Genomic DNA, 15,139 nt, shown 5'->3' with positions numbered 1-15,139 from the left:
TATTTTATATTTAAATCTGGAAAACATAATTTTGCAAAACCAATTCAATGAAAGAACCTTATGGTTGAGGATTTGTTTGGCTCTCACTATTGTAGGGTGATGAAATTGGCAGCCATGCCCTCCTGTCTCGGGGGTGGTGAATAAGGGATAAACGCGGCATAATGCCGACGCAAGTCGACTGGGGTGGACCACCAACAGTATTTGTACCGTAGCTAACCGCACCGTGGGTGGTTCGAATCCCCCTCCTACAGCAAAAAAAACTTGACAAGCGAATTTTTTCGTATTAGTTTTATTTGGTTTTTAGTTTGTTGATGAAGTGTAATTTGACACGCGGGTTCATTTTGAAACCTGCGTGTTTTTATTTTGTGGCAGTCGCTAACATTTCATCTCCCCAAGCGTGTAAAGGATCAAATCAAAAACGGATCAAATCAAAAACTTGTGGAGCGGATAGGATTTATCTAGGTTTGTGTTTTTAATCAAACCAGTTTGTTTTGGAGAGTTTCCTGCCGCTTATCGAGTTAATCTTACCGGATTTTATAATTGAGAATTACTTACTGACCCATGTAGAGAAGTCAGAGGAACGTTATCACGTCTATTTGGAAGAGAAAAATTATCCAGAAGCTGATCCAATAAAGGCAGACTTGCTCTCCAAAGGTTATTTCCCCACCATTACCCTGCAGGATTTCCCAATTCGGGGCCACAAGGTATTCCTTCATATTAAACGTCGTAGGTGGCTCAATACCAAGACTGGCAAAGTTGTCCATAGAGACTGGACAGAAGTAGCAGAAGGCACGCGAATGACTATTGAATTCGCGGATTTTTTAAAAGAAATTGGTGGATACGAGGGCTAATGATATTTGGAGCATTGGTCGTTTCTATGGCGTTGATGGTAGGGCTTTGCTACGGCAGTATCGTGATTTTCAGAGTGGATTTAAAGATTGGAAGCAAAGAGGTCATGCAAAAAAATGGCTCTTGTATCCCGAAAACCTAGGATCTCATCTATCGATCGACGAAACCAGTCTTTCGCACGGCGAATTGTATACAATCCTTACCAATAAATCTGCCAAAGGTGGCCGTGGCAGCATTGTAGCAATAGTGGCTGGAACTAAGGCAGAAGCAGTGATTGAAGTACTTCGCAAAATCCCGGAACCACTGCGGAAGAAAGTGTCAGAAATCACCCTGGACATGGCGGGCAGTATGTCCTTGATTGCCAAGCGATGCTTTCCACGGGCGGTGCGAGTGACTGACCGTTTCCATGTTCAAAGACTCGCAGTTGATGCCCTCCAAGATATCCGGATCAAACATCGCTGGGAAGTCCTGGATCAGGAAAGCGATGCTATTGAGCAGGCTAAAATGTCTCAGAATGAATATCATCCAGAGATATTATCTAATGGCGACACCATTAAACAGCTACTGGCTCGAAGCAGGTACGCGCTATACAAAAAGCCCAATACCTGGACAGACAGCCAAAAAGAACGCGCCCTGCTTCTTTTTGAACGCTTCCCCGATTTGAAAAAAGCGTACGAGCTAACGATAGGGCTCAGTAACATCTTCACGACTACAACGGAAAAAATATATGGGTTGACCAGATTAGCCAAATGGCATGAAAAGGTCCGGCAATCTGGCTTCAAGTCATTCAATACCGTAGCCCGCTCGATTGAAAACCACTATAAGACAATCGTTAATTACTTTGATAACCGCAGCACTAACGCATCTGCCGAATCCTTCAACGCGAAAATCAAAGCGTTCAGAGCACAGTTCAGAGGGGTAAGAAACGTTGAGTTCTTCCTGTATCGCCTTACTCAATTATATGCTTAATCCAAGTTGCTCCACAAGTTTTGGTCTTGAGCCAGAAGCGTTCAGCATTTTGAAAGTATATTTTATCTTTTTGAGCATTGGTAGCCAGTCAATTGTTTCGACTGCGCCTTTTATATTGCCATATCCGTCCCAAACATGATGCAGTCTTCCATACCGCTCGCTATGATCGACTTCATAATGACATTGAATTTTTGTTCCTGGGCGCAATATCTGGATTGGAAATAATTTAAATGGAATCTTTTCTTCAACCCAGCTCAGGGGTGGAAAATCATTTCCGCCATCATAACATGGTTGCAGGCTGTATGGAACCCTACCCTCAGGAAAAGGAAGCATTAATTCGAAAGTAAATTCTTGTCCCGGAATGTTTCTATACTGATTTTGTAAGCTCCAAGATGTGCTCAGCGCTGCATTACAGACGCCCGGCGCTTTCAAATTACTCCCTTGCAATAAAGGCTGTTGACTTCCGTGGTTATGGACATCGAATACCTTTCGCAATACAAAAAATTAAGGTAAATAGCTGATTTTCAATCTTTATTGTGTTGTAAAATGTGTAAATTCACGGATCACTAAATGCATCTGCCCCATGAAAAAATATTTTACTCCTATTCTGTTTTTATTCTGCTTTAAGGCGATGGCGCAATGTCCGTCGACTGGTGAAGTATATTTGTACCAGCAGTCCGACGTAGATAACTACTTTGCTAATGGCGGGTGCGCAGTAGTGGAAAACCTGATTATAGGGGACGGCAGTCCAAACATTACGAATCTCAATGGTCTAAACGGAATCACTACCGTCACGGGACGGATGTTTGTTGGTTGGCTACCTCTGGTGGATTTTACAGGCCTTGAGACCTTAACAAGCATTGGTTCTTTGAGTGTTGAATGGTGCCCTTCGCTCAAGAATTTTAAGGGCTTGGAAAACTTGGAAACTGTCAACTCTCTGTCAGTAAATGAAATGAATCAACTTGAGGCTTTTACAGGCTTTGAAGGATCGACTATCACCAGCGAACTTTATATCGGCGGTTGTCCGGCTTTAACTACACTGGCCAGCCTCAGCGTAGCAGAATCGTTACCTGTCGGGCTGATGATTGTAGGCTGCGCGTCACTTGATAATCTTAGCAGCCTTTCAAACCTGAAGAGCGCTGGAAGACTTTCGATTGGGAATTGTAGCTTAATTGAAGATTTTCAGTGGCTAAGCTCGCTGGAATCCGCGACGGAATTTATAGTAGGGGGTAATGCAAATCTAACCAGCCTCAGTGGCCTGGGGAATTTACAGACTGTTGAAACATTTGAGGTAACAAGTAATACGAAATTGGCCAGCCTGAGCGGACTTGAAAATTTGAATACCGTCAAAACAATTCTGATTGCAAATAATCCCTTACTTACCACGATTACTGCCCTCGGAAACGTTTCATCAAATGTAACTGGAGTTCAGATTTACTCTAATGCACAACTGTCGAATTGTACCGTCGACGCTATTTGCTCAATGCTTTTATTTCCTGCTCCCGGTGAGGCACGGGTAATATTTGGAAATCAAGGGGCTTGTCTGGACAGGGTTCAGCTCGAATTAGCCTGTACAGAAGCATTACCGGTTACTTTACAATCATTTGATGCAGTCCTCGAAAAGCAAGTTGTGAATTTGATGTGGAAGACCTCCGGGGAACAGAATAGTGATAAATTCGAAGTGCACCATAGTACAAACGGGAAACAATGGTCAGTAATCGGCGCGGTAAAGTCAACCGGAACAGGTGGTTTGGGAAGTGACTATCAATTTACACATCATACACCCGCACATGGAAACAATTACTACCGACTGAAAATGATCGATTTCGATCAGAGTCACGCACTCAGCACAATTTCTCATATTTATTATAATGGGAACAGTGAGACAGTATACCCTAATCCAACATCGGACGCCATCCAGATCAGCTCGCTGAACTTGGGCCAGATTGAATCATTTGAGCTGATCAATAGCACCGGGAGCATCGTTATGAAGCGCCAGGGCGGCAAAACAGACGCTATTAACCTGGATAAATTTCCTGCGGGATCTTACACATTGAGAATTTTCAAGAGAGATTCGACTATATCCAACCATAAAATAGTGGTCAGGAGGTGATTTGAGATTCAATTCTTTCCATACTCTTTGTTACAATAAGTCGGTCAGGCGGATGCTGTGATCGGCCCACGATTTCTGCCCGTGCTATCTATGGAAAATTATGAATAAGCTGCCTGCGCAGCCTTGGATGAGTATATGAATACCTGCTGCTTACACGATCAAACTGGTAAACATTTCAATTTTCGCATACAAAACTCCCCAAAAGCTTACCCCGCAGGCTATTTTCCCTTAATATTGCACCGACTTTATTTTAGAAGAATTTATGATGTCAGAGAACATATTCGATTTTGGAATGATCGGGTTGGGCGTTATGGGCCGCAACTTTTTGCTGAATATGGCCGACCATGGCTTTTCAGTTATTGGTTTTGACAAAGACGCAGCTAAAAACGCTGCGCTTGAAGGCTCAGCCACCCCGGGTACTACCGTAAAAGGAGTTTCCGAATTATCCGAAATGATCAGCCTGCTGAAAAGGCCGCGCAATGTCATGATGCTGGTTCCCGCAGGACAACCTGTTGATGACGTAATCGCCTCACTTTTACCACTTCTGGAAAAGGGCGATGTGATCATTGACGGCGGTAATTCACATTATACCGATACGCTCCGCCGCGTGAAATATCTGCGTGAAAAGGGAATCCATTTTATGGGTATTGGTGTTTCAGGAGGCGAAGAAGGCGCGCGCAGAGGGCCGAGTATTATGCCTGGCGGCGATTTGGCTGCTTACGAAAATGTGCGACCAATGCTGGAAGCGGTTGCCGCAAAGGTGGACGGTACGCCCTGCGTTGCTTATCTGGGAAAAGAAGGCGCCGGTCATTATGTGAAAATGGTGCACAACGGGATTGAATACGCGATTATGCAGCTGATCAGCGAATCCTACGCTATTCTGAAGGCGGCAGGGCTAAGCAATCAGCAGTTGCACGAAACATTTAAAAACTGGAATGAAGGGAAACTTAAGTCTTTCCTCGTCGAGATTACAGCCGATATATTTTTGCAAAAGGACGATAAAACCGATGCTCATCTGATTGATGTGATCTCGGATAAAGCCGGTTCAAAAGGTACGGGGAAATGGACTTCGCAGGATTCTATGGAGCTGCCGGTAGCGGTACCTGTAATTGATACAGCCGTCGCAATGCGCACTCTTTCAGGTTATAAGGATGAAAGAGTAAAAGCGGCTACGCTTTACAGCAAGGCGTCCATTGACAGTACACCTACACAGGAGCTGATCGATATGGTCTACGACGGGCTGTACTTTGCGACTATCCTGAGCTATGCCCAGGGGCTCGCGATGCTTTTCCAGGCTTCCAAAGATCTTCAAATGGACATACCACTTCCGGAGGTTGTGAGTGTATGGAGAGGCGGATGTATTATTCGTGCCTCACTGTTGCCGGTATTTGTTAATGCGTACAAGCAAAACGCGGAATTGTCCAATATTTTGCTGAACCAGGAGGTTGCTGAACTCGTTAAGTCAGCAGAAGGAAATATGCGTGCCCTGATCGCCCACGCTGCCCGGGCCGGTGTGCCGGCCGCAGGATTAATGTCGGCGCTTGCATACTTCGATGCATTCAGATCGGAGCGGATGCCGACAAACCTGATACAGGCGCAACGGGACTATTTTGGCGCACATACTTACCAACGTATCGATATCCCCGGTACTTTTCATACAGAGTGGGGTCAACAATAAATCAGAAGTTTTATGCAAAGCAATAAACGTCCTCCTGCCTCAGTCCTTTTTATATTTGGCGGAAGCGGGGACTTGAATTACAGGAAGTTAACTCCGGCACTCTACAATTTATTTTTAGATGATTGGATGCCCGACCAGTTTGCCATTGCCGGGATCGGAAGAAGTCCGTATACAAACGATGCTTACCACGAGCATTTACTGGATGGTGTAACAAAATTCTCAAGGAGAAGAGGCAAGCAAAATGGTCACTGGGCTGAATTTACCCAGCATGTATCCTATCTCCAGATGGATGGTGATGATGCGGCAGCATACCACAAGATCACTGATCTCGTCAAACAAAAAGAGGAAGAATGGGGCGTACACCCCAACGTCATATTTTATCTGGCAGTGGCTCCTCAGCTGGTACCTTCAATTGCTCAAAAGTTGGGCGCATTGAAAATCTGCTCTGATAAAAGTACAACGCGCATTGTGGTTGAAAAGCCTTTCGGACACGATCTGGAAAGTGCGCACAAGCTGAATATCCTGCTTTCTGAAATGTTTGCAGAAGAGCAGATATTTCGGATCGATCATTATCTGGGCAAAGAAACCGTTCAGAATATTCTTGCGCTACGTTTTGCAAACGAAATATTCGAGCCGATCTGGAACCGCAATTACATCGATCATATTCAGATTACTGCCGCTGAAAGTGTAGGCCTCGAAGGGCGGGGAGGATATTTCGAGAATGCAGGTGCATTGAGGGATATGGTACAAAACCACATCCTGCAAATACTCTGTATGATCGCTATGGAGCCGCCGGTTTCTTTCGATGCCAATGAAATTCGCAATAAAAAGGTAGATGTACTGAATGCGATCCGCAGGATTTCGAAGGATCAGGTTCATGATTTTGCTGTGCGTGGACAGTATTCAGGAGGTTGGAAAAAAGGTGCGAAAGTAGTGGGTTACCGGGAGGAACAGGGTGTAGACCCGCAATCCAGCATTGATACTTTTGCTGCTGCAAAGTTTTACATCGATAACTGGCGCTGGCAGGGAGTTCCTTTCTATGTCAGGACCGGGAAATACCTTAATCAGAAAGCCACCCACATTACGCTGCAGTTCAAGCCAGCCCCGCATTATGCGTTTCCGAAAGAAGCTGCCGAAACATGGCGCTCTAACCGTCTGACGATCAGTATTCAGCCTAATATGGATATCAGTATCCGGTTCCAGGCCAAGCGACCAGGGCAAACGATGACGCTCGATCCGGTCGATATGACCTTCGATTACGATGCAGTAGCCGGTGAACATGCGCCGGAAGCTTATGAAACGTTGCTTTTGGATGTAATGGAGGGCGATGCTACGCTTTTCATGCGTAACGATCAGGTGGATGCTGCCTGGAAAGTAATCATGCCGATATTGGAAACCTGGGAATCAAGAAAGCCGCAGGATTTTCCTAACTATGCACCAGATTCCTGGGGTCCCGACGAAGCGGATGCATTGATCGCTCGTGACGGGCACACCTGGATTAACTTGCCGCCGGCGCCTTAATTATGGAAATACACATTGAAAAAGATGCCAGGCAACTCAGCGAAAACCTCGCGGCCTGGCTGGCGGATTATATTCAGGAAGTAGTTGCTAAGAAAGGACAGTTTACATTTGTGTTGTCAGGCGGCAGCACACCTAAGCAGCTGTATTCCCTGCTCGCTGAATCGCCCTACCGGGAGTCAATTCCCTGGGAGGATGTGATTTTCTTCTGGGGCGACGAGCGCGCGGTTCCTTTTGAAGATTCGAGAAACAATGCGAAAATGTGTTACGATGAATTGCTCGATAAAGTGCCTGTGAATCAGGATAATATCTTTGTAATGCGCACAGATATTGATCCTCAGGATGCAGCAGAGGAATATGACCGTATTCTGAGGAAGCAATTCGACGGACAAGAGCAGACCTTCGATTTCGTGTTGCTGGGCATGGGTGACGACGGGCATACACTGTCGCTGTTTCCCGGCACCGAAGTAGTGCACGAGCAGGATCGATGGGCCACTTCTTTTTTCCTGCCTGCGCAGGATATGTACCGGATCACGCTCACAGCGCCGGTAGTGAACCAGTCGGCTTGTGTGGCTTTTTTAGCAGTAGGAAACGGGAAAGCAGAAACATTGAAACATGTATTGGAGGGTGAGCTAAATGTCGACAAGTATCCTTCCCAGATCATCCAGCCGTTGAAAGGCCAGCTTCATTGGTTTATAGACGAGGCCGCAGCCGCCTTGCTGACGAAATAATTCACATTTGATAAACAATACCTAAGCGTCCCGCAATCCGGGGCGCTTTTTTTGTGTGATAAATTGGCGCGTTTAAAATGTCAGGAAACCATTGGATAAAAATAGTTGAGCGTTTGCATACGCTCATGTTACATTTATCTCAACAAACCTCATTCAGTTATGCAACACTTCCTTAAATTACTCGCTGCGATCATTGTGATCACGTATTCTCTGCGCCTTGTGAATGCCCAAAATGACTTGCTGGTTTTCAGCGGTTTGGGGATTATCCTGCTTTCGATGTACCTGCTGCTGAGAGAACTTGACCAGCTGTTCGAACTATTCAAATCTAAACTATAATCAAATGAGGAGAAACATTATTATCGGTCTGGTAGGCTTTATACTTTTAACGATCGTTATCACCGTACAGCCCTTCACTTTTGAGAATATAGATGCAGGAAATGTGGGTATTCGGATCAATTTGTACGGTACTGACAAAGGAGTGGATAATATTACGCTGGTAACCGGCCGTGTATGGTACAATGCCTGGACAACGAAGATCATTGAATTTCCAACTTACACCCAGAGTGTAGATTATGATTCATTTGTAATCACAACCAAAGATGCCGCGGAGTTTAAGGTTGACCCGAAACTCAATTATCATATTAACCCGGACAAAGTCCCGCAGATCTACCGCCAATACAGACGACCGTTAGGCGAAATTCAGCAGGGATTTATGAAGAATACCATTTATGATGCTTACCGGATCGTTGCCAACTCGTTTACGTCGGATAGTGTGATGTCAAATCGGGAAGTATTTGAAGACCGGGTTCAGAATGTTTTAACCAAAACACTGGGAAAGGACGGTTTCATTTATGACCAGCTGACTTCGGCCATTACGCCGCCACCTTCATTGAGACAAATGATCGATGAAAAGAACACTTCAATCCAGGCAAGATTAAAGGCCGAAAATATGGCGAAACAGGCGGAAGCGGAAGCAAAAGTGATTATCGCGCGCGCCGAAGGTCAGGCAAAGGCTACATTGATCAAAGCAAGAGCAGAAGCGGAAGCCAACCAGCTCCGTCAGAAAACGCTGACACCATTGTTGATACAGCAGGAATGGGTGGCAAAATGGAACGGCGTATTGCCCACCACCAATGCAGGTGGCGCCGCCAGTCTAATGCTGGGGATAAAATAACATTGCATCAAGCATCCATTTCCTGGAATTCAACCCGCGAAATGGATGCTTATTTTTTTAAAGAATAGATTTTTGGATCAGGCTGCCGGGTAAGTTGATATGCGCAGAGCTGTCCAGTTTCATCTTAAAGGAACCTATAACATCTTTTTCAATGGAAAATGTGCTGGTTTGCTTCACCTCGGCAGAGACTTCTCCCAACGTATTTCTTTCGTCAATCTTAGTCCAGCTGGTTCCTTTCCCATTCAGTTTTAAATTCCGGAGTTCATTTCCTGAAAACAGGATCGCACCATCCGTCAGATCAACTGATAATTCGTCCGAATTCCAGTTAACGACTTTACAAATCACATCGTGCACTTCAAGTCCGGCCAATTTTGGGGATATAATATAAAATGAAGGTATGCCACGTAACACATATTCTGCCGGGATATCGTCTTTTGGCCAATCGCGGTGATAGGTAAATACAATGGTATCGGCCGACATTTTCCAGCTCAGGTATCTTGCATCCGGCATAATTCGCAATTCGTGCGTTTTTCCGGGCTGAATCTGTGTGACGCCGAAGGCTTTTCCTTCCAATCTAATGTGGTTAAAAGCGGGCAAAGCCTCTCTCCGGTGTCCGGCAAGCGGGTCTTTCTTATCAAGTTTGTCATATTCAGCCTTCAAAATAAAGTTCGCACCCACCGTCACGATCAGGATCAGGGCGAGTAAGGCAGTCAGTAATATATTGCTTGGTTTCATAATCGACTTCTATTTGATGGCGGGAAAGTTTTCAGCAATGAATTTATCGTATCGCACGCCGAGCTCTTCCATACTGATATTCAGGATGTGAAGTGTGCGAAATACCTCGGGCATTTCAATTTCTAGAAAGCGTTCTTTCCGGTAACTGAGAATTTTGGAAAGTGCATTTTCGTCCGCTGAATATCCGATGCCCCTTTTGTTATAAATAATCTCTTTGTTCTGGAGAAAATCATAGGTACGCATGACAGTATTCGGATTCACTTCCAGCATACCCGCCAGGTCCCGGACGGAAGGAATACGCTCGCCGGGCGGCCACTTGCCTAGCAGGATATGCTCACACAGGTAATCGGCTATTTGCAGGTATATGGCCTGTTTATCTTTAAATTCCATGTAATAGTCGTTTAAATTTCCTTTTCACGCAGCCTGAGAAAAGAGGCAATCCAGAGTACAAGAACAATGAACAAGGGGAAGCATTGGATGAGTATAAACAGGGTAGGAGGAAAGTCTACGGTGAAATACGTCGCTGCCATAGCAGCTCCTTTCCTGCTCACATCCCCGTGATTCCAAACCTGCCAGCCAGTGATCGGAAAACTGACAACTTTGGCAGGATTACCGGTGAAATAGTTAGCCAGCGAAATATGAATAATGCCGGTGACCAGGAAGAAAGAAATAAGGGTCGACGCAGTTTTTACGTAAGAGGATTTTTGGAAATACATGGAGCCAAGGAAGGCAGCGCCATTTATTATAAAATAATAAAGCAACGAATATCTCAGCGGCATATCCGGGATTGTATGAAATTTGTGGGAACCTGCTGGTAGCTTCGCATTGGCATATTCCACTGTTCCCAAATGCAGTTTGTAAAAAAGGAACGCGAACGGGATTATAAACAGAAGGTTTAATAGCAGCGAAGACAAAAACTTCTCGGTTGCCGATGCCGGTACCATAATCGCGGCAATACCGGTGGAAGGCGAGCCGTACTGACTAAATGCAGAGCTGCTGTACAGGCTTGAACCAAAAAGTACGATCATAAAAAGCGCAAGGATGTGCATTAACTCTTTGATATTGCTGTATTCAGTGGAAAGTCCAACAGGTAGCATGAGCAATAGCAGCAAAACGAGCAAAAGCGCAGCAACAAAAAGGTAGTTTCTGCCTTTTTCAGCTATTTCAAGTTGGACCGTGAGCACAAAACGGTGAAGGTCAAATGTCTGATTCATTTTGTTAAAATGTTTTCATGGCTAATAGTTGAATATTTTCTGAATGCGGTCCGGATTTTCCATCACCGCATTGAACAGTTGTTCCAGATCTACCCGACTTTCTTCCTGCTCGGAATTTTCAAAAACTGCTTTGTACCCACGTATGGAAGGTTCCGAATAAATCACCCGGTCGTCGTAGGCAACATTGGAAAGTGTGCCAAAACAAAGCCGCTCCGTAACCACGTCCAGGCTGTGTTTCAGCAGTATCCTGCTGTCTTCGAGAATGATAATGGAATCGATCAGATTGTCAAGGTCGCGAACCTGGTGTGTAGAAATCAGGATCAGGCGGTCTTTGTTCAAACCACAGGAAACAAGTTTCCGGAACTGGCTTTTAGAAGGAATATCCAGTCCGTTGGTAGGTTCGTCCATGATCAGTACGCGGGTATTTGTCGCTAACGCAAATGCGATCAGAAACTTTTTCTTCTGGCCAAAAGACATGCCGGTAAGCTTGTTGCTTTTGGGCAGGTCCATTTCTGAAATGTGTTCGCGAAACTGGTGCTCATCGAATTTCGGATAAAATGGCGCGAGCATCTGCAGGTATTTATCAATGGTCACAGAAGGCAGATAAATTTCCTCCGGAATAAAAAAAACATCCTGTAAGAACGCTGGAAGCCGTTTCCGTGGCTCATGTCCGGCTACTTTGATCTTACCATCCAAAGGAAAAAGCAAGCCAACCATGTTGCGCAGCAGACTTGATTTACCTGCCCCGTTTTTGCCGAGCAAGCCATAAATGTGCCCGGGCAGGAGCTCCATGCTCAGGTTTTCAAAAAGCATTTTTTGTTTACTATAACCAAAAGACACACGGTCAAGGTGGATCATATTCTTTATTGTTTTAGTGTTCTAGTTAAATAGTACACTGTAAATGTAAAGACGTGATCCAATATTCCAACATATCTGTGGAAATTTATTTTTTGGAATGTAGGGGATCGGGTGGAATCAGCTGTCTTTCAGTAGGTTCTTGTAATCTTCCTGCGTGTCGATATCGACAGTGCCCAGGGGAAAAGGTACTGTTCGAACATTAGACTGGTGAGCGAGGATCAGCTTTTTAGCGCCTTCGCTGCCTTTGAGTTGGAGCAGCTGGTCAAAGTAAGATTTTGAAAAGAATACGGGCGTGCCGAGGGTATCTCCATAAGAAGAGGCTGCGATCGCTGTGCCTGTATTTGCTTCTGCGATAAGATTTTGAAATATTTCAGCAGTAACAAATGGCTGGTCGCTGACTGCGATAATGCAGCCTGAGATATCGGGATAACTTTCGTTTAATGCAGTAATTCCTTTTACAATGGACGAAGCCATTCCATCCAGCCAATGCCCATTGAATACAGTTTGGCAGGGAAGTTTGCTTACTTCATTTTCTATCAAAGCGGCCGAGGAACCTGTCACCACGATCACTTTTTGATCTGCAATCTCCACCGCAATTTCCGCAATATGCCTAAGCAGGGTTTTGTGTTGAAATAACAACAATTGTTTGGGCTCGCCAAGGCGGGAAGAATTGCCGGCAGCCAGGATAATGATCCCGATACTGGATTGGCGCGTTTCCATTAAGATATAACTGTTTGGACCGCACAGAGAAATTCTTCTTTTTCGTCTCTCGAATATTCAACCGGCTTTCTGGCGCGATTGTGGATAGGTTCCGTTTTTTCTCTCAAAGATTTTCCCGACTTATCATTCAAAACAGCCTTGATTTCGGCGAGAACCGACAATGCTATTTCCTCTGAGGTTTCAGCGCCAATATCCATTCCCACAGGACCGTAAATTTTTGATTTATGCGAATCCGTGATAACAATGCCTTCCGCTGAGAGTTCGCCATACATTCTTTCCAGTTTCTTTTTCGGGCCTAGTGCGCCTATGTAGCGGAATTGGTCCTTCAAAATAAGGCCCTTCAAAAGTGCAAGATCGTAATTGTAATTGTGGGTCATCAACAGAAAAAAGGTTCTGTTGTCGATTTGAACGTGGTTAACTACCTCTTCGGCTTTGGTGACGATCACATTTGTTGCTTTGGGAAAACGCGCCTTCGTAGCATGGCTGACCCTGCCGTCGACAACTGTTACTTCCCAGCCAAGAATGGCGGCCATCTCTACCAATGGAATGGTATCGTTTCCCGCACCGGCGATAACCAGCGAAGGCGGGGTATTGAAGTATTCGATAAAACCGGTCAGCTTTCGTTTGTCGGCACCGAAAACTTTAAAGAATGAATCACTGAGCTGGTAAGCTACCGTCGATTCCTCGAGCAATGCGGCACTATTGAAAAGATCATGGCATTTGTTTACCACAATGTTATCATGCTGTAAGTGTAAGAAGCAGGTGCCCGGCTGTTTTTCCGTTCTTGAAAGCAAGGAAAACAAGGTTATGACTACCGCATTCTGCCGTTTAAGTAAAACCTTTTTCAGCAACTCAACCGGATTGTCAGGCTGTGCGGCATCGATAGGTTCGAAAAGAATGTGCACGATTCCATTGCAACCCAGCTGAACGCCCAGCGTCGTATCACTCTCATCGGTGGTGTCGTAGGTTACCAGTTTGTTTTTTTGCTGGGAAATGGCCAGCAAAGCCTTGCGTAGTGCGTCACCTTCCAGGCAGCCGCCACTGATCGCGCCAGTCAGCTGTCCGTCGTCGGTTACCAGCATGCGCGCGCCTGGCCGCCGGTATGAGGAGCCTTCTACGTGCACGACTGTTGCCAGGGCCATTCTTTTGCCGTCCGCTATTGCCTGCTGATATGCTTTGGTTATTTCAAAAAACTCTTTCACTGCGATGTGCATTTACAATTCTCGATAACACTTTAACACTGTGCAAAGCGTGTTCTTCCGTTGAAAACCGGCCGAAACTGAACCGGAAAGATGTGTGAATTGCTTCGTCCGACATTCCCATTGCTTTCAATACATAACTTGGTTCGAGTGTTGCGGACGTACAGGCTGAGCTTCGCGAAAAAGCGATATCATTGCCCGCTTCGAAAATCAGTTTTTCCCCGTCTATGCCCTGAAATGCAATATTGGTAGTATGTGGCAGCCGCAATCCCATATTGCCATTAACGCTGACACCTTCCAATTCCATTAAAGCTGACTCAAATATGTCCCTGATTTTCCGAAGTCGCTCCGATTCGCTTTCCATTTCTTCCATACACAGTTCGCACGCCTTTCCAAATCCGGCAATGCCCGGTACGTTCAACGTGCCGCTGCGCATATTCCGTTCATGGCCGCCTCCGTCGATTTGTGCCGTCAAATGCACAGCCGGGCTTTTCTTTCGGACAAATAGTGCGCCGATGCCTTTGGGCCCATACAACTTATGTGCACTCAAAGTAAGCAGGTCGATTCCTTCATCCTGCACATTTACCGGGATTTTTCCAACCGCCTGGGTAGCATCGGTCATGAACAAAATGTTATGTCTTCTTGCAATGGAAGCGATCTCACGGATCGGATAAATTACACCTGTTTCATTATTTGCGTACATCACGGAAATAAGAATCGTCTCTTCGGTGATTGCATTTTCTACATTTTGCAGCTCAATTGTACCATCGTTCCTGACAGGAAGATAGGTGACCGTGGCTTGCCCGTTTTCTACATGTTTGCACGAGTCGAGCACTGCCTTGTGTTCGGTACAGACCGTGATTACGTGCTTTTGATGCCTCGGATCGTTTTCCAGCACACCTTTTATAGCCAGGTTAACTGCTTCTGTGGCGCCCGATGTAAATACAATTTCATTCGGATGAGCACCTATCAGTGAAGCAATCTGTTCACGCGCGATATCCACGGCTTCCTCGGCTTCCCACCCGTAAGAATGCGTTCTGCTGGCTGCATTTCCGAACTTTTCAATAAAATAAGGGAGCATTTCTTCCAAAACCCGTGGGTCCATCGGAGTTGTAGCATTGTTGTCCAGATACACGGGTAGCCTGAGAGACATATATTTTAATGTGAGGTATTAGATTTTCCTGATAACCAAATTAAACAAAAAACCGTCCCATTTACCTATCAGGCACTTCGGGAGAATTTGGATCAACAGCTGAAACGGACAGTAAAAACGCAGATTGAATTGCTTAAACATATAGCCTTTAATGAAACTAATTATCTAATTTTGTGTTAAACTCTATAATTTTAGTAGATTAATATATAGTATCCACTTAAACTCAAT

The 15,139-nt window shown here is 45.2% G+C and carries 16 protein-coding genes; 8 read left to right on the top strand and 8 right to left on the bottom strand.

What is annotated here, in order from left to right:
- Positions 1–491: 491 nt before the first annotated feature.
- Positions 492–851: an ISAon1 family transposase N-terminal region protein gene (locus FXO21_RS03635; RefSeq protein ID WP_149638820.1), complete on the top strand. Its 360-nt coding sequence runs from the start codon at positions 492–494 to the stop codon at positions 849–851.
- Positions 835–1,818 (top strand): ISAon1 family transposase, encoded by a 984-nt coding sequence (locus FXO21_RS03630; protein ID WP_225865555.1) that lies wholly within the window; start codon positions 835–837, stop codon positions 1,816–1,818. Before FXO21_RS03635 ends, FXO21_RS03630 begins: the two co-directional genes overlap by 17 nt.
- Here FXO21_RS03630 and FXO21_RS03625 read toward each other — a convergent pair.
- On the bottom strand, positions 1,807–2,313 hold the full coding sequence (locus tag FXO21_RS03625) for a hypothetical protein (RefSeq protein ID WP_149638819.1): 507 nt from the start codon (positions 2,311–2,313) through the stop codon (positions 1,807–1,809). The two genes, FXO21_RS03630 and FXO21_RS03625, sit on opposite strands and share 12 nt — an antisense overlap.
- An 88-nt stretch (positions 2,314–2,401) precedes the next feature.
- On the opposite strand from FXO21_RS03625, the gene FXO21_RS03620 reads away from it, so the two are divergent.
- The 6 genes from FXO21_RS03620 (at position 2,402) to FXO21_RS03600 (ending at position 9,032) form a co-directional block, all read left to right on the top strand.
- Positions 2,402–3,931 carry a T9SS type A sorting domain-containing protein gene (locus tag FXO21_RS03620; protein WP_149638818.1) on the top strand — a complete coding sequence of 510 codons (1,530 nt, stop codon included), beginning with the start codon at positions 2,402–2,404 and terminating at the stop codon, positions 3,929–3,931.
- Between the two features lie 262 nt (positions 3,932–4,193).
- Complete coding sequence (gene gndA, locus FXO21_RS03615; RefSeq protein WP_310586885.1) at positions 4,194–5,609, top strand: NADP-dependent phosphogluconate dehydrogenase; 1,416 nt, start codon at positions 4,194–4,196, stop codon at positions 5,607–5,609.
- 12 nt (positions 5,610–5,621) lie between these two features.
- Positions 5,622–7,130, top strand: a complete 1,509-nt coding sequence (gene zwf, locus FXO21_RS03610; protein ID WP_149638817.1) for a glucose-6-phosphate dehydrogenase — start codon at positions 5,622–5,624, stop codon at positions 7,128–7,130.
- Between the two features lie 2 nt (positions 7,131–7,132).
- On the top strand, positions 7,133–7,858 hold the full coding sequence (pgl, locus tag FXO21_RS03605) for a 6-phosphogluconolactonase (protein ID WP_149638816.1): 726 nt from the start codon (positions 7,133–7,135) through the stop codon (positions 7,856–7,858).
- 159 nt (positions 7,859–8,017) lie between these two features.
- A complete protein-coding gene (locus tag FXO21_RS28690; protein WP_192579161.1) occupies positions 8,018–8,194 on the top strand; it encodes a hypothetical protein in 177 nt (58 codons plus the stop codon).
- A 4-nt stretch (positions 8,195–8,198) separates the two neighbouring features.
- The gene (locus tag FXO21_RS03600; protein WP_149638815.1) at positions 8,199–9,032 is read left to right on the top strand and encodes a prohibitin family protein; all 834 of its coding nucleotides are present in this window, start codon (positions 8,199–8,201) and stop codon (positions 9,030–9,032) included.
- 57 nt (positions 9,033–9,089) lie between these two features.
- Here FXO21_RS03600 and FXO21_RS03595 read toward each other — a convergent pair whose 3' ends face one another.
- The 7 genes from FXO21_RS03595 to FXO21_RS03565 form a co-directional block, all read right to left on the bottom strand.
- On the bottom strand, positions 9,090–9,767 hold the full coding sequence (locus FXO21_RS03595) for a hypothetical protein (protein ID WP_149638814.1): 678 nt from the start codon (positions 9,765–9,767) through the stop codon (positions 9,090–9,092).
- A gap of 9 nt (positions 9,768–9,776) precedes the next feature.
- Positions 9,777–10,157, bottom strand: a complete 381-nt coding sequence (locus tag FXO21_RS03590; protein ID WP_149638813.1) for a GntR family transcriptional regulator — start codon at positions 10,155–10,157, stop codon at positions 9,777–9,779.
- Between the two features lie 11 nt (positions 10,158–10,168).
- Positions 10,169–10,981, bottom strand: coding sequence for a hypothetical protein (locus tag FXO21_RS03585; RefSeq protein WP_149638812.1), 813 nt, complete (start codon positions 10,979–10,981; stop codon positions 10,169–10,171).
- Between the two features lie 21 nt (positions 10,982–11,002).
- Complete coding sequence (locus FXO21_RS03580) at positions 11,003–11,839, bottom strand: ABC transporter ATP-binding protein (RefSeq protein WP_149638811.1); 837 nt, start codon at positions 11,837–11,839, stop codon at positions 11,003–11,005.
- Positions 11,840–11,956: 117 nt separating this feature from the next.
- Positions 11,957–12,559, bottom strand: coding sequence for a nucleotidyltransferase family protein (locus FXO21_RS03575; protein ID WP_149638810.1), 603 nt, complete (start codon positions 12,557–12,559; stop codon positions 11,957–11,959).
- Positions 12,559–13,761: an XdhC family protein gene (locus FXO21_RS03570; protein ID WP_149638809.1), complete on the bottom strand. Its 1,203-nt coding sequence runs from the start codon at positions 13,759–13,761 to the stop codon at positions 12,559–12,561. The genes FXO21_RS03575 and FXO21_RS03570 overlap by 1 nt, the downstream gene beginning before the upstream one ends.
- Complete coding sequence (locus FXO21_RS03565; RefSeq protein WP_149638808.1) at positions 13,745–14,911, bottom strand: cysteine desulfurase family protein; 1,167 nt, start codon at positions 14,909–14,911, stop codon at positions 13,745–13,747. Before FXO21_RS03565 ends, FXO21_RS03570 begins: the two co-directional genes overlap by 17 nt.
- Positions 14,912–15,139: the final 228 nt, after the last annotated feature.

It is taken from the genome of Dyadobacter sp. UC 10, from assembly GCF_008369915.1.
Taxonomy (GTDB): domain Bacteria; phylum Bacteroidota; class Bacteroidia; order Cytophagales; family Spirosomataceae; genus Dyadobacter.
This window is presented reverse-complemented; position numbering and strand designations above follow the sequence as displayed.

Bases quoted from the DNA above. Each gene is read 5' to 3' on its own strand.
- FXO21_RS03620 (WP_149638818.1), top strand. From the start codon at position 2,402: ATGAAAAAATATTTTACTCCTATTCTGTTTTTATTCTGCTTTAAGGCG.
- gndA (WP_310586885.1), top strand. From the start codon at position 4,194: ATGATGTCAGAGAACATATTCGATTTTGGAATGATCGGGTTGGGCGTT.
- zwf (WP_149638817.1), top strand. From the start codon at position 5,622: ATGCAAAGCAATAAACGTCCTCCTGCCTCAGTCCTTTTTATATTTGGC.
- pgl (WP_149638816.1), top strand. From the start codon at position 7,133: ATGGAAATACACATTGAAAAAGATGCCAGGCAACTCAGCGAAAACCTC.
- FXO21_RS28690 (WP_192579161.1), top strand. From the start codon at position 8,018: ATGCAACACTTCCTTAAATTACTCGCTGCGATCATTGTGATCACGTAT.
- FXO21_RS03600 (WP_149638815.1), top strand. From the start codon at position 8,199: ATGAGGAGAAACATTATTATCGGTCTGGTAGGCTTTATACTTTTAACG.
- FXO21_RS03595 (WP_149638814.1), bottom strand. From the start codon at position 9,767: ATGAAACCAAGCAATATATTACTGACTGCCTTACTCGCCCTGATCCTG.
- FXO21_RS03590 (WP_149638813.1), bottom strand. From the start codon at position 10,157: ATGGAATTTAAAGATAAACAGGCCATATACCTGCAAATAGCCGATTAC.
- FXO21_RS03585 (WP_149638812.1), bottom strand. From the start codon at position 10,981: ATGAATCAGACATTTGACCTTCACCGTTTTGTGCTCACGGTCCAACTT.
- FXO21_RS03580 (WP_149638811.1), bottom strand. From the start codon at position 11,839: ATGATCCACCTTGACCGTGTGTCTTTTGGTTATAGTAAACAAAAAATG.
- FXO21_RS03575 (WP_149638810.1), bottom strand. From the start codon at position 12,559: ATGGAAACGCGCCAATCCAGTATCGGGATCATTATCCTGGCTGCCGGC.
- FXO21_RS03565 (WP_149638808.1), bottom strand. From the start codon at position 14,911: ATGTCTCTCAGGCTACCCGTGTATCTGGACAACAATGCTACAACTCCG.